The 20,206-nt window shown below is 65.9% G+C and carries 14 protein-coding genes; 8 read left to right on the top strand and 6 right to left on the bottom strand.

Features of this window, described 5'->3' with window-relative positions; all coding sequences use genetic code 11:
- The first annotated feature begins 80 nt into the window (after positions 1-80).
- A complete protein-coding gene (locus Drose_RS36140) occupies positions 81-836 on the top strand; it encodes a DUF5131 family protein (protein WP_260725688.1) in 756 nt (251 codons plus the stop codon).
- Here the strand turns inward: Drose_RS36140 and tcmP are convergent.
- Both tcmP and Drose_RS36150 read right to left on the bottom strand, forming a co-directional pair.
- On the bottom strand, positions 826-1,998 hold the full coding sequence (gene tcmP, locus Drose_RS36145) for a three-Cys-motif partner protein TcmP (protein WP_260725689.1): 1,173 nt from the start codon (positions 1,996-1,998) through the stop codon (positions 826-828). The genes Drose_RS36140 and tcmP overlap by 11 nt on opposite strands.
- A 275-nt stretch (positions 1,999-2,273) precedes the next feature.
- Positions 2,274-3,536 (bottom strand): hypothetical protein, encoded by a 1,263-nt coding sequence (locus Drose_RS36150; protein WP_260725690.1) that lies wholly within the window; start codon positions 3,534-3,536, stop codon positions 2,274-2,276.
- Positions 3,537-4,098: 562 nt separating this feature from the next.
- Here Drose_RS36150 and Drose_RS36155 point away from each other — a divergent pair.
- Both Drose_RS36155 and Drose_RS36160 read left to right on the top strand, forming a co-directional pair.
- A complete protein-coding gene (locus Drose_RS36155; protein WP_260725691.1) occupies positions 4,099-4,341 on the top strand; it encodes a hypothetical protein in 243 nt (80 codons plus the stop codon).
- A 185-nt stretch (positions 4,342-4,526) separates the two neighbouring features.
- Positions 4,527-5,036, top strand: coding sequence for a DNA-binding transcriptional response regulator (locus Drose_RS36160; protein ID WP_260725692.1), 510 nt, complete (start codon positions 4,527-4,529; stop codon positions 5,034-5,036).
- A 92-nt stretch (positions 5,037-5,128) separates the two neighbouring features.
- Here the strand turns inward: Drose_RS36160 and Drose_RS36165 are convergent, their stop codons facing one another.
- Genes Drose_RS36165 through Drose_RS36175 form a run of 3 tightly spaced genes read right to left on the bottom strand, consistent with a single transcriptional unit; the run spans position 5,129 to position 7,708 of the window.
- Positions 5,129-5,608: a hypothetical protein gene (locus Drose_RS36165; protein WP_260725693.1), complete on the bottom strand. Its 480-nt coding sequence runs from the start codon at positions 5,606-5,608 to the stop codon at positions 5,129-5,131.
- 1 nt (position 5,609) lies between these two features.
- Complete coding sequence (locus Drose_RS36170) at positions 5,610-7,172, bottom strand: hypothetical protein (protein ID WP_260725694.1); 1,563 nt, start codon at positions 7,170-7,172, stop codon at positions 5,610-5,612.
- Positions 7,169-7,708, bottom strand: coding sequence for a hypothetical protein (locus Drose_RS36175; RefSeq protein ID WP_260725695.1), 540 nt, complete (start codon positions 7,706-7,708; stop codon positions 7,169-7,171). Before Drose_RS36175 ends, Drose_RS36170 begins: the two co-directional genes overlap by 4 nt.
- 675 nt (positions 7,709-8,383) lie before the next feature.
- Here Drose_RS36175 and Drose_RS36180 point away from each other — a divergent pair.
- The 3 genes from Drose_RS36180 to Drose_RS36190 are packed head-to-tail and all read left to right on the top strand — an operon-like array spanning position 8,384 to position 13,732.
- The gene (locus Drose_RS36180; protein ID WP_260725696.1) at positions 8,384-9,259 is read left to right on the top strand and encodes a radical SAM protein; all 876 of its coding nucleotides are present in this window, start codon (positions 8,384-8,386) and stop codon (positions 9,257-9,259) included.
- A 32-nt stretch (positions 9,260-9,291) separates the two neighbouring features.
- Complete coding sequence (locus tag Drose_RS36185) at positions 9,292-9,660, top strand: DUF6375 family protein (protein ID WP_260725697.1); 369 nt, start codon at positions 9,292-9,294, stop codon at positions 9,658-9,660.
- 28 nt (positions 9,661-9,688) lie between these two features.
- Positions 9,689-13,732, top strand: coding sequence for an NACHT domain-containing protein (locus Drose_RS36190; RefSeq protein ID WP_260725698.1), 4,044 nt, complete (start codon positions 9,689-9,691; stop codon positions 13,730-13,732).
- 455 nt (positions 13,733-14,187) lie between these two features.
- Here the strand turns inward: Drose_RS36190 and Drose_RS36195 are convergent, their stop codons facing one another.
- Positions 14,188-17,952, bottom strand: coding sequence for a hypothetical protein (locus Drose_RS36195; protein ID WP_260725699.1), 3,765 nt, complete (start codon positions 17,950-17,952; stop codon positions 14,188-14,190).
- A 592-nt stretch (positions 17,953-18,544) separates the two neighbouring features.
- Here Drose_RS36195 and Drose_RS36200 point away from each other — a divergent pair.
- Together Drose_RS36200 and Drose_RS36205 are read left to right on the top strand one after the other, a co-directional pair.
- A complete protein-coding gene (locus tag Drose_RS36200) occupies positions 18,545-19,003 on the top strand; it encodes a hypothetical protein (RefSeq protein ID WP_260725700.1) in 459 nt (152 codons plus the stop codon).
- A 113-nt stretch (positions 19,004-19,116) separates the two neighbouring features.
- The gene (locus Drose_RS36205) at positions 19,117-19,620 is read left to right on the top strand and encodes a hypothetical protein (RefSeq protein ID WP_260725701.1); all 504 of its coding nucleotides are present in this window, start codon (positions 19,117-19,119) and stop codon (positions 19,618-19,620) included.
- Positions 19,621-20,206 lie beyond the last annotated feature (586 nt).

The raw sequence follows: 20,206 nt of genomic DNA on the forward strand, positions 1-20,206 counted from the left end.
AAATTTTGACCGGTCAAAATTTCCTACTACTGGCAATCAATCGGCCTGGCTACGTTGAGGGCTGGTGGAGGTGATGCCCGGTGGCGACCCGGACCGCGATCGAGTGGACAGAGGTCACCTGGAACCCGACCACGGGTTGCGACCAGATCTCGGCTGGTTGCGACAACTGCTATGCGCTGACGCTGGCCAAGCGGCTCAAGGCAATGGGTGCGGTCAAGTACCAGAATGACGGCGACCCGCGGACGTCCGGGCCCGGCTTCGGTCTCACCGTGCATGAGACCGCGCTGCGGCAGCCTTACACCTGGACCGCGCCGAGCGTGGTGTTCGTCAACTCGATGAGCGACCTGTTCCACGCCCGCGTCCCGATCGGGTTTGTCCGCGACGTCTTCGCCGTCATCGCCGACACCCCGCAGCACACCTACCAGGTGCTCACGAAACGGTCGACGCGACTGCGTAGGCTCGCCGAGCGGCTGGACTGGCCGGCGAATCTGTGGATGGGCGTGTCCGTCGAGGACGTCGCCACGCTTACCCGTATTAACGATCTCCGCGTCGTCCCGGCGGCTGTCCGGTTCGTCTCGTGCGAGCCGCTCCTCGGCCCGCTCGACACGATCGACCTTGACGGTGTCGGCTGGGTCATCGCGGGCGGTGAGTCCGGTCCACGGCACCGGCCGATCGACCCGGCCTGGGTGACCCAACTCCGGGACCGCTGCATCGCCGCTGAGGTGCCGTTTTTCTTCAAGCAGTGGGGAGGCCGCACGCCGAAAGCCGGCGGCCGGCTGCTGGAGGGCCGTACTTGGGACGAGATGCCAACGCCGATGCTGGCGGCTACGGCGTGACTTGGCCGGGCGGTGCGACGACGAAGTCTCGCAGTTGCTTCGCGTTGCCGACCACGGTCAGTCCGCCCGCACCCTGCACGGCACGCACGGCCTTGCGGACCGTCGATTCGGTGACCACGCCGTAGGCGTCACCGAATACCGCCCAGACATGATCGACAAGACGAACCTGGCCTTGGCCAGCTATCAGGGTCCGCAGGTTGCGGATCACGGCACCCTGCGCGGCACGTTGCTCCGCCTCGATCTGTTGATCGACGGTGTCGCCGAAGCTGAACAACGCGTCATCTTCGTCATCGTCGGCCGGGCCGAGCGCTCGCATCCACTCCTGTCGGGCTCGCGCGACCGCGTCGGCGAACACCCAGATTCCGTGGGTGCGGCGGCTGAGAAAGATCAGGTGGTAGATCGGCTGGTGATGTACGCGGCGCCGTACGGGAACGGTCACCGGATGCATGCCGCCCACAGCGGCCAGCCGGCGCGCATACTCCTCCGCCACCGCGAAGGTGGCGGACTCGAAGTCGCGGGCCGCCGAGGCATTGTGGGCGTCGAGCGCGCATTGGCGCCACCATGTACCGCCGCAGGTGCGGTCCATCACCGGCAACGCGTCGTGGTCGAGCAGCCCGGCCTTCAGCGCACCAGCGGCCCGGCGGGTCAGATCCGCACTGAAGTTCAGGAGAACCTCGGTCGAGGGCCACACTCCCCGACGCGTTCCACCAAGCACATTTGCTAGCTCCGTGAACGGAAGATTCGCCCCGCACGGGTCCAGGAACAGAAACAGCGGCACACCTTCCGCCTGCCGCAGGACTGCCGGTAGATGAGACAGGACTTCGCCGGGCTGCGCCTCCGACTGGACTCCCCGGGAGCGATACTCGGCAACCACCGCCGACAGTCGCTTGAAGTCAGACGGCTTCTTCTCCACCAGCACCGACTCGATGACCGCCTGCGCGGCGCTGGCCGACGTCTTCAGGATCAGCTCCGCCGAGCCCGGACTGCCATCCGGGTACCGACCCCGGCCGGCGAACCCGTCGAGGACGACGACCCGCCGACCGGGCGCTTTCGAGCCGGTCATCTCCGCGAAGGGCATCACGTAGGTGCCAAGGATCTTGTGCTTAAAGATCGACTGGGCATGCTGCTCGTCCAGCAACCCCGAGGACGTGCCCTTGGCCATGCCCACCTCCCATGCGGCGGACACTCATTGTATTGATTGGTGTTCGTAGTGTCACGGTCGCATGGCGTCGACGCCCCGTGAAACTTGCTCCCCGATTCACATGGACGGGCGTCGCTGAGCAGGATCTGTGCCGAGTCGCTATGGCGACCTGAGGTCGCGAGCTGCTTTCGAGGTCTGGTGAAACAGCAGGCAGACGGCATTGCCGAGCTGCAATTTGGAGGAAAGGCGCCGTACCGCGCACGATGCCCTGTGCCCGGACAGCGCCTCCGCAGTTGTCATCTGCCGATGGCTCGCACCGCGTCGTCGTAGTGCCGCTTGCGTTCGATGAAGATGCGGGTGTTGAAGCCCAAGGCGTCGAGCACGGACGGTGTCATGCTGTACGACTTCGCCTTCCACGCTTTCGCGGCGTCGACGCTGAGCGAGTACGCCATAAACAGCTGGAAGTCACCGGAAATCCCCGCCTGCTGTAGCAGCGCCACGTAGCCGGCCGCGTACCGCAGCGCGTAGTCGGTGTTGTAGATGAGATTGGTGCGCACCACGATGTCTTCGCTGTCGACCGTGGACCAGTCCCGGTAGACCTTCAACGCCACCAACTTCGCGGTGTCGACGCGCATCTGACCGATCCCGACCGACCCGGAGTACAGCATCTCCGACTTCTGTGTCGCGCCCTTGCGCGCGGACAGGTAGTTGCCGCCCTCGTGGTAGATGATGTGCGCCAAGGTCTGACCTTGGATCTTCGCGTTCGTGGCGGCCTTGTCGAGCTGCGGGGCCAGTTGTAGCAGAGCGCGCTCTCTGGCACCGGCATCACCGCGCAGCCTGATGTGGGTCGGGAAGTATCCGGCCGTGCCGCCGCTGTTGCTCGTCGACCCGCCAGAGGTTGCGCCGCCGGATGCCGAGGTGCCGCCGCCGGGCGCTGCGGTCCACGTGACGTGGTTGGACGTGACGCGCCCGTCCGCGACGACCCAGTGGTCCGGTCCGTCGCCGGAGTAGCAGTAGCTCTGCGTCGCGGCTGAACCAGTCGTGTTCGTCGTCAGGGTGAAGGTGTAGAAGCCGCCGGGAGAGACGGAGTCGTAGCAGCGGACGCTAACCGCGGTGTTCGGTGTGAATCCGGTCAATGTGATCGCGTACCGGTAGCCGGCCGGAGCGGCTGGGCCGCGAGCCAGCGTCACCGAAGCAGTGGAGGCCTCTGGTGCGCCGGGGGCGGCGCCGCAGTCCGGCACGGCGGGGTCGACCCACGGTGTGCCACGCAGGCTGCCGGAGGTCGCGCCGTTGTTGTAGAACGCGTCGGCGGACACGTAGAAGCTGTCGTTCCAGGGCGACGACCCGACTCGGTACCACCACGGATTGCCGTCTGCCACCTGGAAGCCACGCACCTTGCAGCTGATCTGCACGGTGGCGTAGGCCGCGATACGCGGCCCAGCGGTGCCGCCGGCGTTGGTGTAGTTGGTCCAGGTGTTCGCCGCGCCACCGGTCGTCTCGGCACGACCAACGGCGGCGTGTCCAGTGGCCGGCGCCAGTGCGACACCCAGCATAGGCACTGCAAGGAGCGTTGCAGCCATCCGAAGCCAGCGCGTCCGGGCGGTGCTCGGGATCCGCGAACCTGGTGTCATCTCTTCCACGACCTCTTGGACTATCGGGCACGGGTTCGTGCCGACGACTCGACGGTCCTCAGGATCGTTGACCATGGCGGCTATAGCAGCTGATTAACCCGGCCCAGCGCACCATACGGGCGATTTGCGGCCTCTGTCATTCGGGGATTCCCCCGATCCGTGGAATCAAGTGGTCAACTGCGCACGAGGGTGCGCGGCGTGGGCGGCGCCGACCTACATGCCAACCGGCGCCCCACAGCGGGCCTCACTGGCCACCGCGTCCTAGAGGGGACGCCCGCCTCAGGCGGCCGACACTGACGCTGCTGCCCTGATCTCGCCGTATTCGACGCGCCCGTCAGTGGTCCGACCGTCGGTTGACGCCGCACGTCAGTGGGATTGTCTCGACGTAGATCCGTCGTAATGACCACAGCCACCACGGTGGCCTGCCGCGCCACGTCTAAAGGCTATCGAGATAGGCGTTGCCGTTGTCGTGGGCCGATTGGAGCATCGCATGCGCTTGTTCCACCACGGCCGCGGCATTCCTCAAGTGCACAGTCGCATCGATCAGGTACTGGCTGTTGGCCGCAGTCTGTTCCAGGCGAACAGCGGCCCTGTTCAGCGCCTCGAAGTGCGCCGCCAGACCGGCCTGCGATCACGCCGCGGTGGCGAGGCATTTCCGGACGGCGGACCGGAGATCCCCGACGTTTCGGATCGGCCAGTTGAGATCGCCGTCGTCGTCGAAATAGTCCGATGACGACCATTCCGGGGTAATGCCGGGCGGTGACATGGCAATCACGCTAGGTGCGGTTGGGTCTGCCGGTCCATGACGCCATCGGGGCGGCACGATCCTGCCATGGGGTGTCTGGCTGGCGCACCGGCCGACGCGTCGACGAGGATCGACGAGCGCTTGTCCCCTGGTCTGGAGGAGGTCACGGTTCCATGCAGGTGCGGATCGCCGTGACGGATCCCCTGCCCGTCTTCCGGCACGGCGTCGTCGAGATTCTGCGCGACGCCGGCTTCGAGTCTGAGACGCCGGACGATCTCTTCGCGTGGGTCCGCGACGAGCAGACCACCATCGTCATCCTCACGCTGCAGGCCGAGGCGGACTGGCGCACGCTCGAGGGGCTGCACCGCACAGCCGCCGGCCTCGTGGTGGTGGCCCTGCTTGAGCAGATGTCGGTGCGTGACTCCGTGCGGGCACTGCGCGCCGGGGCGGCTTGTGTCATGGCCCGGGATGCCACCCCGTCGGCGTTCCGTGAGCGGTTCCGGGCGGTGGTGCGTGGCGAGAGCGTGGTTCCGGTCGAGGTGTTGCGCGAGTTGGCCGCACCCGTGGCGGACTCGACCGTGTCGACCGAGCCTTCGCAGACCGAGCGGGACGGCTGCGTAGCCTGGCGCGGGGCACCACTGTCGGTCGGTTGGCGGCCGAGGCCGGCTACTCCGAGCGCATGATGTTCCGCCTGCTCCGGGACCTGTATACCCGGATTGGTGCGCGGAACCGGACGGACGCGCTCATCACGGCGCAACACCACGGCTGGATCTGATCAGCCGAGCATTGCCCTCACCCGGGGCAGCGGACTGCCCGGCCAGTTCGCGGTCAGGGCGGCGAAGAGCTCGCGCCGCCGGAACCGTGCGCCTCCCAGGTTCAAGATCTGTTGGGCCGCCTGATAGGCGCTGAGCGCCGCCTGCTCGCCCAATTCGGGTCGCAGCAACGTGAGCCCCGCGAGCGCGAGACCTTCGACCTCATACGTACGATAGCTGCCAGGCGCCGTGGCCCGCAGGTCACGAGCCAGGTCGGCGGCCGTCGCGAAGGCATGCAGGGTGCGCTCACCCGTGTCGCCTTCGCGGAGAGCGGCGACGCCCTGCACGGCGAAGGCCTCGGCCGCAAACAGACCCTGGGCGTACCGGGTGGCCAGGCTCGCCGCGGCGAAGGCGCGATCCGGAGCGCCCAGGCTGAGCTCGACGACCGCCAGAGTCGTGCCTGCGGTGCTCCAGAGATCCGGATCGCCGACCCGGACCGCCACGTCATGTGCGTGCCTCGGCTCGACGGAGGTCTCGCCGGAGCAGCCACACCCACGCGGCCAGGTCGTCGCAGCGTGCGGTCACGACGCGTTTGTTCAGCTTCTCCGCCCGTTCCCGCGTCTGCTTCAGTTGCACGACGGTCAGACCGTCCTCGCCCCGTTCAAAGTTGATCAAAGCGCGCAGGTAGAGGAGTGGAAGTGCGACGTTCGGATCGGCGGACTGCACGTCCGATTCAGCAGCATCGAGATGTTGATCGGCAGCCGTGAAAGCGCCCGCCTCGGCCAGGCATAGCGCCAGACCCAGGTGCGCCGTAGACACACCCTTGTGCCCGGCGGGTGAGTGGTCGAGCAGGGTTTGATACTGCTCGGCCGCCTTTTCCACCTGGCCAGCCCGGAAGTAGTACGCGGCCAGTTGCACGAGGAACGCCAGGTGCGTCGTCCGTTCCTCCGGCCTGGCGCTCATCATCACACCGCCATCGATGACCTCGATGGCTTTCGCGAGTTTGCCCTGCTGGGCCAGCGCGCGGCCGGCCAGCATGACGTAGAGCACCTGTTCCCGGAACCCGGGAAGTCCGCCGGCAATCCGGGTCAGCCACGGCGTCAGTGCGGCGGTCTGCCCCCAGCCCCGGAGGTAACGGTCTTCGAGCGCGGCCATCAGCCGGACCGCCCGTCCGGGTACGTTCGCATCGACGAAGAGGTCGACGGCGTGGAAGGCGTCCTCAAGGTCGTCGAGGCGGACGGCTTCCCGTTTGAGGGCGGCGTTCTCCAGGTACTCCGCTGCTCGTCCGCGCTGCGCGGCGATCTCTGCGGCCGGGATATTGCCGGCTATCCGGCCGGCTTCGCCGCCCGGCAGGTAGTAGTGATCGTCGTGTCGCCGGATGAGCCGGCACAGGACGAGTCGGTCGAGCACGGCACGCACCTGGTGGGCGCTGCTGCGGTCGAGGTGGGCGATCACAGCTGGCCGGACGGGCCGGTCGAGGACCGCCAGCAGGCGCAGGGCGCGTTCCTGAGACTCGTCCAGGCTCAGCAGCAGTGTCTTCGTCAGCGCCGTGGCGTCCGATGCAACATCGAGCGGCTCGGCGGCGGACCGTGCGTTGATGGCCTGAATGCCGAGCACCAGTTCGGCGGTCCGCGGATGCCGGTGGGTCGCCTTGGCCAGCGCACCCACGCGCGGAGCAGGGGCGCCCGGAATCGCCAGATCGCCCAGGAAGTCCGGGAAGTTCGGTAAGGGCAGCCCTTCCGTTACCGACTCGGTCGCCTTGCGGGGAACGGGCAGTGGCACCTCGGTCGCCAGCAGGACCTTGACGCGGTGCCCGGGTCTGCTCCCCAGTTCGTCGAGGACCAGGCCGAGGGCCTCGTCGCGCCACTTGCCGGAACTGGCCGTGAAGAGATCCTGCGCGTCGTCGATCACCAGCCAGACCCGGCCGCTGCCAAGCTGCCCCAGCACATCGTTGAGCCGCATCAGAAGGTCCGAGTCGCCGTCGTTCAGCCGTTCGACCAGCAACTGCCGATCCGCCGGATCAGCGACGGCCGTGGCGAGCTTCTCCAGCACGGAGAAGGCGTTCACTCCGGGTTTCTCCGCACGGCGAGGTAGCCGGGCGCGACGTTGTCCGGCCGTTTTCGCAGCAGCTCCGCGACAATGGCGGTCTTGCCGATGCCGGGAACGCCGACCAACTCGACAAACACCCCATCCGGTTGCGTCATCTTCGCCGTGAGATCACCCAGCAGGTTCCGGCGGTCATGCAGCGTGCCGGGTACGAACTCGGGAAGTCCGGGCACGTCCCGGTCGTCACCTGCCGGTTCGGGCGAGGTCGGCGTTGCCTGCCGGGAGCCATGGTGCACGTCCCCGAAGATGTTCGTGACGTTGGTCGTCCCGCTGCCGGTCACCTGGCTGACGTTGCCAGAGCCGACGCTGATGCCTGGTGCGGCGTCGTCGCCGGATTCGCTGCTGAGACGCCACAACGGAATCGCCACAACGATGCCGACGACGGTGAGGACGATTACGGATGGCCAAGCGTGCGTTTGAATCAGCCGAAGCGGCCCCGGCCAGTGTTTGTCGTCGCCCGTCGCGCCGTTGATCGCGATGCCGACGAAGGTGGTCATGATGCCGGCGATAGCCACGAGGAGAGCTGCCGCGAGCGCCCGGAAACGGCCTTTCGATCGCACCGCCACCTCCCGCGAACCCGCCACGCCCGCTCACGATGACACGTCCCTGCCATTGATCGCCATCACGTTGTGCACAACTCCGCCAACTGGGTGTGAGCGGACTGGGGGTCCGGCATCGATCGACTTGCTACTGCCGACTTCACGACAACGCTCGGAGAGCCGCGGACAGGTTAGTTCAAGTCGGCACTGGCGTCGTTGCGGCATCTGCACCGTTTGAAGATCACACCTGGGTCCGCCATGGCCGTGCCCTTCTCCTCGCCCGTCCTGATGTTCAGGGTGAGGGCTGGGCATGCATGCGGATGTCACCTGAACGAGCGACAGGTCTGATCGCGGCAACTCACACAGCCGTGATGTCCCAAGGCCGGCGACGGTGGCCGAGCATGCCAGGATCAGGGCCGAGGGACATCGAGGCGCGGTCTTCCCCACGACCTCCTGCTCGGCATCGAGGACCTCCAGCGCCTCGCGGATGCGCCCCTCCACCCGAGCGACGCGGCTAGGCTACGTGTTTCCGGTGCAGGTTCTGGAGGTGCGATGCAACCCTCAATCGAGTCGGACCGTGCTCGCCCTTCGCGTCTTCCGTCTGGCGTGAAAGTTCGGCGCACGCGGGTTGGCGTGCATCTCTTCGATGCGGCTACCGGGCTCAACGTTCTCCTCGACGAGGTGCCGGTGGACCCGCAGGCATGGGATCAGGCACCTCGGCAGGTGTCCATCGCACTCACCAATACCTGCGATCTGGCTTGCCCTTATTGCTACGCACCCAAGCTGAATGCCCGCCTGAACGCGACGCGCGTTGTGGGCTGGCTGAGAGAACTCGACGACAACGGATGCCTTGGTGTGGGCTTCGGCGGTGGGGAGCCGACGCTGTTTCCGGGTTTCACGAGCCTGTGCTCGACGGTAGCTAGCCAAACCGGGCTGGCGGTCACATTCACGACGCACGGGCACCGGCTCACCGCCGGGCTGTGTGACGAGCTGCGCGGGTCCGTGCATTTCGTCAGGGTCAGCATGGACGGGGTCGGTGCCACGTACAAGCGGCTCAGAGGGCGTCCGTTCGCCACGCTGTTGGCGCGCCTGGCTGATGTCCGCCGAGTCGCACCGTTCGGGATCAACTTCGTGGTGAACGCCGATACGATAGGCGATCTCGACAGCGCAGTGGACATCGCGGTGAAGGCTGGCGCGTCGGAGTTCCTCCTGCTGCCGGAACAGCCGACCGTACACCGGTCCGGCATAGACGAGGACACGGCCACGCGGCTGCGCGAGTGGGTCTGCAACAACGATCCGGCGTTGCGCCTCACGGTCAGCGCTGCAGGGGCTGACGGGCTGCCCGTATGCGTACCGCTGACCGGAGAGCTGCCGTCGGAAGCCTATGCTCATGTGGATGCGCAGGGTGTTCTGAAGTGGTCGTCCTACGACTTGGAGGGGGTCGCCGTGGATGATGCCGGGGTCATGGCGGCGCTGCACGTTCTCCGCGAGGGCAGAGGCGCGGCGTGAGAATCTGGGTGGGGTACGGATCGGAACACTCAATGAACCTCGTGATGATCGGCCACTTCGCGACCGCCGGTGACGCGGAGGCAGTTAAGCAGGCCATCGAGGAGATGGAGACGGCGGCGAACATCGAGATGGAGGCTGGCCGCCTGGTCGTCGGTGAACCAACCAGGCGCTTCCCCGAAGCCTTGTCCAACGTCATCCGGGCGCTGCACCTCTACTCCCTCAGCGCCACCGAGCTGGAGCAGTTTTGCTACGACGTCACGACGAAGCTGCACGACAACACGGTGATTCTCAGGACCGACGAGCCCGATGTGTCCGCCTACATGAAGCTCTTGCTCGACAGGGGCGCCCGCATCGAGGTCTTCTCGGCGCACGACTTCCCAGAGCGGGCGAAGTCACTGTGATGAACCGGGCGTAGCCAACATGACCAGCGTGAATTGGGACGTCTTCGCCGCGCTTCCTGGCAGCCAGCAGAACAACTTCGAGAATCTCGCCCGCCACCTGATCCACCGCCACTACGGGTCTTTCGGAGACTTCAAGGCGCTGGCGAACCAACCTGGCGTGGAGTTCCACCTCAAGCTTCGGGAAGCCTGCTCGCTGGGCGATGCCGGGCGTTGGTACGGCTGGCAGTGCAAGTGGTACGACCTCCCGCCTGGTAGAGCGATCGGCAACACCCGTAAGAAGGTCATCGAGGACGGGATCAAGAAGACCGCCACCCACATCCCCGGCGTCACGGATTGGGTCTTGTGGACCAAGCACCCGCTCACCAAGGACGACCAAGATTGGTTCTACGGGCTCGACAGCTACGGCATGACCTTGACCTTGTGGACCGGCCACAACATCGAGGAACTTCTTGCTGGGCCGGGCGAGATCTACCGAAGCACCTACTTCGGGGAGTTGATTCTCACTGACGATGCGCTTCGCGCCCTGCACACCCGGGCTGTCGCGCCGGTCCTCTTCCGATGGTTGCCCGAGGCACATCAGCCGGTCGACGCCGAACGTGCGCTACTGCGGATGCTCGGTGGGAAGCACGCCCGGGAGGAACTCCACGGCGCCGTGACCCGACTTCGGGCGGCTCAGACAGCGATCAACGCTGACCGCGCCGGCCTACCCGAGGACTTGGGGAAGTCTGTCGAGCCGGTCCTCGCGCACCTTGAAGAGACAGCCGTTCACCTGTCCGAGGTGACTAACGCCCTCGCCGCCGGGGACTGGGAGTCGCTGCAGGACCTCGCTTTGAATGTGCCAACGCTTCCCAAGGACGCACGTCAGCTTCCCCGCCGGCTTCGTGCACGACGCCAGCCTTCTATGTCGGTGACCAACGCGCTGGACGACCTGAACCAGGCACATGAGCTCCTCCAGGTGACCGATCGAGACACCCAGGTGGAGATCGTCGCGATCACTGCGGCAGCCGGGAACGGCAAGACCCACCTGTCCGCTCAGGTAACGGCAGCGGAGGAGGCACGCCCGGCAGGCGTATTCCTCCGCGGACACGGGCTGTCCGCCCGGGGGACGCTCGACGACCTCGCCCGCCAGGTCACGGTGAACGGGCAGCCGTGTGCGAGCATGGATGCGCTGATCGCCGCCGTCGACGCCGCAGGCGAACGCGCTCGCCGCCGGTTGCCGATCATCATCGACGGGCTGAATGAAGCTGAAGATCCCCGTGTCTGGAAGACCCTAATCGCCGGCGTCAAGAGCGTCTTGTTGGAGTATCCGCACGTCCTACTGGTGTGCACACTGAGGTCGACGTTTGTGGAGGAGTGTCTGCCGTCCGACACGCTCCAGGTCACTATCGACGGGTTCGCCGCCGACCAGGAGTCGGCGGTCGCTCGCTACATGGAGTATTACAAGATCGACCCCGGCGACGCCGATCTGCCCGAGGGGTTACTCGATCATCCGTTGACGCTCCGGCTGTTCTGCGAGGTGGCCAACCCCGACCGGGAGCACGTTGTTGGTGTCGAGTCGATTCCGCACTCGTTGACCGCGGTGTTTGTCAGATATCTGGAGCAGGTCGCCGCACGGGTCGCAGAGTTGTCGCCCGTAGGACACCGCTTCTACGAGAGTGATGTCCACGAGGGCTTGGAGAAGATCGGCCTGCGCCTGTGGAAGTACAAGGCTTACGGATTCCGGGTCTCCAGGCTGCGCGGACTCATCGACAACGGCGCCAGATGGGAGGGCAGTCTGATGCGGGCGCTGGAGCAGGAGAGCGTGCTACTCCGGGACCCGATCGGCGATACCGGCGAGGTCGGGGTGATTGTCAGTTACGACGCCCTCGCTGGACACATCATCGCCCAGGCGATCATCGCCACCCGGAGCCGAGATCAGATGGGCGCATGGCTCAACGATCCGGCAACCGTCGCCGCTTTCGCCGGCGACCGGGGTGACAGGCATCCTCTCGCCGAAGACATCTTCGTCGCGTTGGCTGGCCTGCTGCCGCGCCTCCACCGTCGGCAGCTGTGGGCCATCGTGCCCGACGAGATGCGCATCTGGGCACTGACTCTGTCCGCAGGGCTGGAGTCCACGTACCTCGACACGCCAACCGTTGAGGCGTTGGCCGAACACGTTCGGACCGCGCCACCGAACTCATCCGCGATCGTTCTGCGCCGGCTACGAGAGACCCGGGCCTCCCGCAACCACCCGCTCAATGCCGACTTCCTCCACGTGACGCTCAAAGCGATGTCTGTCCACGAACGCGACCTTCGCTGGACCGAGTGGACGCGCAAGGACTGGCGGGCAATGGCGCGCGACCTTCGGGGCCTGGAAGCTGGATGGCGCGCATCACCAGTTCGGACGTCTCACGACCCGCTTCGGGCACGCTGGGCTATGTGGACCTTGACTAGCACCGTGCGGGCGCTACGGGATCAGGCCACCAGGTCGCTGTATTGGTTCGGGCGACACGATCCCAAGGCGCTGTTCACGATGACCGTGGAGTCGTTCGACATCAACGACGAGTACGTCTCCGAGCGGATGGCCGCGGCGAGCTACGGCGTCATCATGGCCCACCAGGTGCACGACACGACGATCGCCCAAGCGCTTCCTCCGTTCCTGGCAGCCCTCGCCGAAACGCTCATCGGGCCAGCCGCCCGCCACCCGACCAGCCACTGGCTAACCCGCCTACACGTCCACGGCATCTTCACCTTCGCAGCCACGCACTACCCCGACTCGGACACAGCGGTCCTGGACGGCGACGGACGGATCGCCTTCGGTGCCGGTCCCGCCATTAACATCCTTGCGGACTCCGATCCGCGCGTTCAGGACGTTCGTGGCGCCATGCATATGGACTTCGAGAACTACACCCTTGGACGGCTGCTACCAGAGCGCGGCAACTACGACTTCGACGATCCCGGATACCAGCAAGTTCTGGCCAACGTGCGCAGCGCGGTCGTAGAGCTGGGTTGGTCACACGACAAGTTCGGAGCTATCGATGCCATGATTGCCGAACGCTCGTACCGAGACGCAGATCGGGAAGGCAACCCCGAGCGATACGGCAAGAAGTACAGCTGGATCGCCTTTTACGGGCACGCCGGCGCGCTCGATGACCGGGGAGATCTGAAGCCCCGCTCCGAGCGTCTCTCCGACCTCGGAATCGATCCGTCATTCCCCGAGAGGCCAGCCCCGCTTCCCGTCGCCATCGGGGACTGGGCCACGCCGACGCCGGCCACTGACGAAGAGTGGGTCATCCTCGGCAAGGTAGACGTCTCCGACGAACTGATGTACCCGGCCGAACTCAACACTCACCCCGGACCCTGGGTCGCGGTCGGAGGGTACCTCTCCACCAAGGGACAGACCCCTGGCCGAAGGGTTTGGGGGCTACTCGTGACTGCACTGGTCGCACCCGAGCACGTCGACGTCATCCGAGAAGCGCTCCAGTCACGTCCGTACCCAGGCCGTCATTGGATTCCTGAAGCACCCGAAGACCACTACACATTCGCCGGCGAGATTCCCTGGCATCCGCATTTCGCCCACATCCATGAAGACGACCCCCAGGATGATCCGTATCTCGGGTCCATCCAGCTTGAAAACCAGACCCTGGTCCCAGCCGAGATCTTGATGCATCAATTCGGTTGGGAGGGGTATCACTCCCCCCTCAACGACGCCGGCCACCCGCTCGTCCCCTCACGCAACCTGTCCACGGCAATGCAACTCAAGGCCGAACCACAAACCTTTGGCCAACGCGGACCCGACGGAACCGTCGTGGCGTTGACCTTCAGTGCCCCCAGCCGCTTCGAGGGCAACCTGCTATACATCCGTGAAGACACCCTCCGCAGCTATGCGGCAGGAAGAACACTGATCGGATTGTTCTGGGGCGAACGGCTCCCTACCCCGTATCCACACGACCAACCGAAGTGGCTCCAGGAGGCACGGGCGCGAAACGCCGAAGTCTGGAGGCGAGTAGTAGTCCGCGACTTTACAGCAGTCCAGGCTTCTCGCCGATCCACCAGGTCTCCGAGATCCCGCTCGAATACGCCTTCGACGTAGACAGCTATCGTGCGGCACCGCCAAATCGCGCGGGGGTCAGCGTGCAGAATCGGAGATCATTCGCCGAGTTTGGAACTCGAACACTTCTTCACCTGCTGGCTCTGACAACGTACTCAGGGTCGTATCGCAAAGGGGACCGGCACGCCGGCACAGGCCGGCGGTCAGGGCACATGGACGGACACCGTCGGACACAAACGCCGGCCCAACGGCCTGACCGGATGGTTCTAGATCCGCAACGAAACCCGCCGACGCGATCGGAACCGGCATAATCGTCGGCCTAGTGTGCCGGTCCCTCCTGCTGCCCATCTCGATCGGGTCGGGGGAAGCAACGGCGACTGAAACGAGCCATGAATGATCGGCTGACGCGCACCGGGCATAACGGTTGCCGCTACGGCCCACCTGCCAGACTCGCGGCGGCCCGCGGAACGGATGTAGACCCAAAGGGGTCTGTCGATCTATTCCTGCTCGCGGATAAACCGCAGAAGGTCGCCGACGGTGGTGAAGGGCGTCTCTTCTCCGACGAATGCCGCCGGCACCGGGCGTCGGGTGACGAAGAGCGGTCGTACCACGTAGCCGGTGTCCGCGGGCAGCGGGGGAAGGCCGAGCTTGGCGGCGACCTCGGCGGCGTACGGCGCCAGGTCGGCGAGCTTGCGTTGCAGCTGAGTTAGGTACGCCGGTTTACTCCGGTGCCCCACGTAGAAGGTGTCGAGGTGCCGGCGGATCTCGGGCGTTACGAAGATGTCGGCCGGGTCCTTAACCTCGAGGAGCCAGATGATGCGCGAGCCCAGGTGCCCCGCAACTGTGTCGATCTCACCGGACAGCGAGGGCACGCCGAGCCGGCCAGGGTCCGTCTCCTTGACCTGTGACCGGGTGGTGTATCCCGCGCCGGCAAGCAGGTGGTCGACATCGCTTTCGAGTGCCTTGTTCCGTTCGTCGCGAATGTTTTCCAGAGCCCGATTAATCGCCTTGGGCGGCTCCGGCTGGCTCCAGGGCAGCAGGCCTTGCCGCAGATAGTTCAGGTAGACGGTCATGGCGGCGTAGCAAAAGAACGGGGCGATCATCAGCGTCCCGGCGGGCAGCTCGACGAGCGGCTGGATGAGGATGCGGCGTTTGCGACTCCGCGCGTGCCATGGTCGCCAATCAGCTGCCTGAAGATCAGGAACTGTGCTGGTGAGTACGGTAATGGCAGCGCTCGCTCGGTCCGGTCCGCCGGCGATCTCACCGAGGTCGGTAGCCTCTAGAAGATATGCGACGGCATCGTCGCGTTCGACGATCACGAGGTGGTCACCGACGGCGGGAACCGGCCACCGGGCCAACGCGACTAGTACAGTCAGGATGTCGCCCGCCGACGCGCCGTAGCTGCCCAGCATGGCCTTGTCCAGGTGCTCGGGAACGAGATCACCACTCGGACTGACGTGGACATCGGTTTCGGTGGCCGAGTCAACCTCAGGATCGAGTGACAGCGGTGCACCCATCTGCTCGAGCAACCGTGCCTGCCGGTATTTCGTGACGTTTACGGCGTAGACCCGGCCCTGGCCGGCTCCAGCGGTTGCGGCTGTGCCCGAGGTGTCCGGCACGGTCTTGATCTCGTAGCTGGTCGTGATGGTGAGCGCGGTCGGGTTGAGCTGATGGTGGATCGCCTCGCTCCGGCCGGTCGCTTCGAGGTAGGACCAGGCGGCGGCCAGGATCTGCATCCAGCCGATCTGGTCCACGCGTGCCGGCCCGGCGGGTTCAGCCCGCAGCGCGGCTTCGATCGCGGTCTCGTTGCACCGTCGCAGGCGCAGGTGCGTCTCCTCGACCTCTGCGGAGCGGGTGACGGGATCCCAGGACAGCTGCATCGTACGAGCCCGGCGGATGTCGGCGATTTCGCGTTCTTTGGCGGCGACCGTGCGATCGAGTTGGCGCATCCCCGTGGCCACGAGGTCGCCCAGAGCGTGTCGGCTAAGCAGTTGGGTTAGCTCGGCCAGTGCCGCACGGGCGAGAACCTGGCCATCGAGCCGCTTGGCTTCGTCACTGGTGTAGGTTCCCGGCTCGACTCCGGCGCGCCGTACGGCCTCGGCCACGGCCAGCTGCGCTCCGGCAACGAGGGCGTCATCGAGGGGCCAGGGTGCCGGCAGCGAGGGCCGAGCCGTCGGCGACGTGGTGCTTTCGACTACGTAGGTCGGCTTGGCCGCCTCCCATGCAGTTCGCACCGTTTCCGCGGCGCCTTCAGGAACTGTGGCCTGCCGGATCAGGTCGTGGAACGCTGCGGCCATGGCCAGGCCTGCGGCATTGCCGTCCGCGACCGTGTCCTCGATCAGCCGGTCGATGTCGACGTGCAGCTCAGCCCGCACGACCCGCCGTTTCGGACCATCGTGGAAATGCACGTTCGCCGGCTCGATCGAGCGTGACGAAGGCGGCTGATCCGGGGATTTACCGGACTGTGCCCGGTGAAGGGTGCTGAGATAACCGGCCACGTCGACGTCGTGGTGGGCCGCGTTCCATGGACCCGCGATCTGGTCGATGCCGTACGCGAACGCCCCGGCTAGAGTGTTTAACGTTTCCCGGTGGGTGGGGTCCCACGCGTCGTCGGCACAGCGGACCGCGACCGGGACCTCGCCGAGGTGGATCTGCCAGCCGATCGGCGTCGGCATCGTTGTATCGGCCGGGTCGCGGTGCGGCTCGGGCTCGCCCTGCAGTTGGACGCTGCAGGACGACCAGCCATACACCGACGGCGGCCCGACTGCGGGATCCGTGGCGCCCATCCAGTCCTGGATCGGTGACAGCTCAAGGGTAGCGAGCGCCTGTTCCAGGCCGGCGTGACCCGCGCTGCGCTCCCACTCGGCCATGCCCCAGTGCGGTTCGATCGAGATCATGTGGGGCGCGTGCGCACCGCCGAACAGCGTCTTGCCGTTGGCGTGCCACCACTGCCAGATGTTGATCGCCTCGAAGGCGAGCAACTTGCCTCTGGTACCTCGAGCGAGCTCGCGGCAGAACAGGTACAGGTCCGTCTCCTCGTCGGCCGTGGTCGAAGCCCAGATGACGTCGTCCAAGGACATGATCGGCAGGCCCTGCGGCTGAGAGGGCGGGGCGACGTGCCCCGACGACGCGACGACCAGCAGTGGGACCACCTCAAGCCCAGGGCCGAGGTCGAGCACCCCACCAGGAACGCGGACGCGGACCGGCCGATCGGGGTACCGACGTGCCGCTTGGGCTACCCGGTACGCCTCGGGAGGTCCTGGGTAGGGCGGAGGGCCCGGCTTGAGCTGCGTCACCAGCTGAACCGCAAGTGCCCGTCCGTCACCGATCAGCGCGACCCACTGCACGACGTCGTCGGTGGTGCTGACCGAAGGCCCGTCAACGCCATCGGGCGCGCCGAGTACTTCGTCGGCGAAACGGAATAGCGCCCGGCGAAGGCGATCGGCCGCCATCTGGGCGAACCGCCGAGCGACTCGGGGTTCCTCGGCGGCTCGCGCCGCCAGCTCAACGACGCCATGTGCTGTGGCCTCGGGCAAGAAGGCAGGCGGCAACCAGAACCGCTGCTCCGGCACGACTTCAGGCTTCGTCAGCGACACCGCCAGGTAGCGCCCGAAGGCACTGTTCGGATCTGTGACGTCGTAGCTCAGCGTCCCGAATGGTGCGGTCGCCCAGTCGTACGCGGCCTGAGCCTGCGGCGAGACCAGCAGTCCTGCCGGCACGGGCGAGCCAAGCAAGTTCTGAACCGCCGCCAGCTCATCCGGTTCGAGCGAGACGGACTCGTCGTCGTCCGCTGGCGCGGCCGGCCATGCCGGCGCAATCACGGTGACCGCGTAGTCGGCGTAGCGAAGGGCCAGCTCAGTAAAGTGGCTGATGCCGAACCCGAGCTCCTCGATCAAGTACGAGTCCGTAGCCTGCGCGACCAGGGCCCATCGGGCGAGGTCTGCGACCGGCCGTTCCACGGACCCAGGAAACAGTCGCACAACGTCCGCGCCGACACGTCCCAGAACAACGAGCCGGGGATCCGCCGGAACGAAGTCCTCGTACCGGCTGATGCGTGGGTCGTCGGTCAGGCACTCCTCGACCAAACCCGGCAGATCCACCACGTCAACCGCGCGTCCGCCGCTTGAGCTACGCAGCGCCAGCGACAGCAGATGGCCAACGGACGGCCAGCGGTGACGGATGCTCGGGCTCGCGCCCGCCGCGGTCAACAACGCAAGAAGGCTGTCACGGTTGCGGCTCGCGATCCGCTTGCCGAGCGACACCCGACCGGTTCCACGGCCTCGCTTACGCTCTGCCATTCCCGCCTCATACTGTGATTCGCCAACCTCGTGCGTGCCCCAGTCGAGGACGGTAACAACGAACCCACCGCTGGACGACTCGATAACCATTCGAGTGACATCAGCAAGCACTACGGATCAAAGGTTAGGGTTCGAGTCCCTTCGGGCAAGCTTGATCGACTGGCGCCTGGCCTGCTGAAACGCAGGCCAGGCGCCATCGTCGTTCGTCCGGTGTGGACAGTGGGTGTCACGTAGGTGCGCCGTGGGTGCCTGCGGTTGCACGGGCTGCTCGGCGTGTTTCGGCTTCCTGACCTGGGGCTTCTTCGTCTCGGGTTGTGTGCCCACCGGACATGGCGCTCGAACGGAAGCACGGTGGTCAGCGGCAGGATCGGCTTCAGGCCGAAGCGCTCGGTCACCTCGATCCTGTCGGTGTCGAACTTCGCCGACGACAGCAAAGCGAAGTCCTCATCCACGGACACTGCCTCACTGGCGTGTACCAGTCCTGCACGTACGTTGTGCAGCTCCTCGATCGGTATTCAGTTAGCCCCGCCTCACTGTCTATGCATAACCTCTAGCAATGTATCCGCGCGGGCTCAATGATGATCACGAAACGGCGGTGCGTGCGGCCGCGTCCGCATTCCGTGCAGGGCTGGAGCGAGGTGGCCTCCGGATGGTCAGCCTCGCCGAGTTTCCGAAGGGCTCATGCGGAGACGCGTGCGAGCTGCTGGGCCAGTTCCTCGCCGACTCGGGGCTCGGTGACTGGCAGTACCGGTCGGGCAAGCGGGACGAGCCGTTCCACACGCATGCGTGGCTCGAGCAGGACGGGCTGATCCTGGATATCACGGCAGATCAGTTCCCGGACATCGACGAGCCGGTCATCCTTACCCGAGACTCGGGTTGGCACGCACAGTTCCAGCTCATGGGCGGAGGGCACGTGGCAAACCTCGGCCGGTTCGACGGCCATGACCATGTAGGCGACGCGCAGTGGACGTACGCAGAGCTGGTACGGCGCGCCACCGAGCCTCCAGCGGCATAGGGTCACGCACCACTCCCGAGGCGCCGGCCGATGGCGAGCCGGCATGTCCCACACGAGGCGGCTCCGGTCGTTGAGTCAGGCATACCGACGAGATGACCCGAGTGCGAGGCAGCGTGCCGATCTTCCTGAAGAACCTTCCCCCGGCCGACCGGGACCAAGACCTTCGGGTCTTCCTGCAGCTCGAAGCGATCGCCGACTTGCGGTGGCCCGACGACGTGGTGCGGCAGTGGCTCTACGACCACGGTGAACACCTTGAATTCCTCAGAGACTACGAAGACCTCGACCTCGCACGAATCCGGTGGAACCTTGAGGACGTCCCCGTTGCAGAACTCAAATCGATACCCACCGGCCCCAGCGACCAGGAGTGGCTCGAGGAGGTCGCGGCAGATCACGTCTACTGGCTGAGCAAGCGCCCGCAACGAATTCAGGACGCCTGGGAGAACGAGGGAACGTGGCTCGTACCACCGATCATGATCTCCCGCGACCTGCTTCATCCAGAAAGCCGCGGGCTGCAAGTGATCGAAGGACGGATGCGCACCGGAATCCTGCAGGGACGACGATCCGGTGACCTGCACGTCGCCGACAGCCACCAGGCATGGGTCGGACGATCCCGCTGATCCGTCCGCCAGGCGGCCGCGCCGGAGGGCGGCTGCCATCGAGCGTGGGACCGATCGTCGGGATCGCGTTGTGTTCCTAGCGTGATCGGACGTAGCACAACTGTCGAGCACAACCCGCACCAAACCAGCACGGACGCCGAGCGCTCGCGAGTCCGGCGGTTCCGACGGGAAGCGAGATCGCGTGGACCTGCGGATACGTATCGCGCCGTTCGAGTACGGAGCCCTTGCGAAACGACACGTTTTCGTGAGATGGTACAAGTGGTCCTCTGCGCCCGAAGCGTCTGACTACGGATCAGAAGGTTAGGGGTTCGAGTCCCTTCGGGCGCCCCACACGAAAGCAGGGAATATAGCCAACCGGCTATATTCCCTGCTTTCGTGTGGGGCGCATGTGGGGCGCGGTCCTGCCTCACGTTTGTGCAGCTCAGAGGGCGTATCCGCCGCGATTCTCGGCTCGAACACATTCCGAACGCCCGATCACAACAGGAACACAACGGTCCCATCTGGCGGGACATCCGCTTGTGATCGTGGGACGGCGTTCACTGTTTTCGCAGCTCAGCGACATCTTCTCTTGCCGTACGCGAAGCGA

The sequence above is a fragment of the Dactylosporangium roseum genome, assembly GCF_025264685.1.
GTDB classification, from domain to species: domain Bacteria; phylum Actinomycetota; class Actinomycetes; order Mycobacteriales; family Micromonosporaceae; genus Dactylosporangium; species Dactylosporangium roseum.

What these genes read in the sequence shown, in the direction of transcription:
- tcmP (WP_260725689.1), bottom strand. Translation starts at nt 1,998, where the DNA reads ATGGCCAAGGGCACGTCCTCGGGGTTGCTGGACGAGCAGCATGCCCAG.
- Drose_RS36155 (WP_260725691.1), top strand. Translation starts at nt 4,099, where the DNA reads ATGCGCTTGTTCCACCACGGCCGCGGCATTCCTCAAGTGCACAGTCGC.
- Drose_RS36160 (WP_260725692.1), top strand. Translation starts at nt 4,527, where the DNA reads ATGCAGGTGCGGATCGCCGTGACGGATCCCCTGCCCGTCTTCCGGCAC.
- Drose_RS36175 (WP_260725695.1), bottom strand. Translation starts at nt 7,708, where the DNA reads ATGACCACCTTCGTCGGCATCGCGATCAACGGCGCGACGGGCGACGAC.
- Drose_RS36185 (WP_260725697.1), top strand. Translation starts at nt 9,292, where the DNA reads ATGAACCTCGTGATGATCGGCCACTTCGCGACCGCCGGTGACGCGGAG.
- Drose_RS36200 (WP_260725700.1), top strand. Translation starts at nt 18,545, where the DNA reads ATGTATCCGCGCGGGCTCAATGATGATCACGAAACGGCGGTGCGTGCG.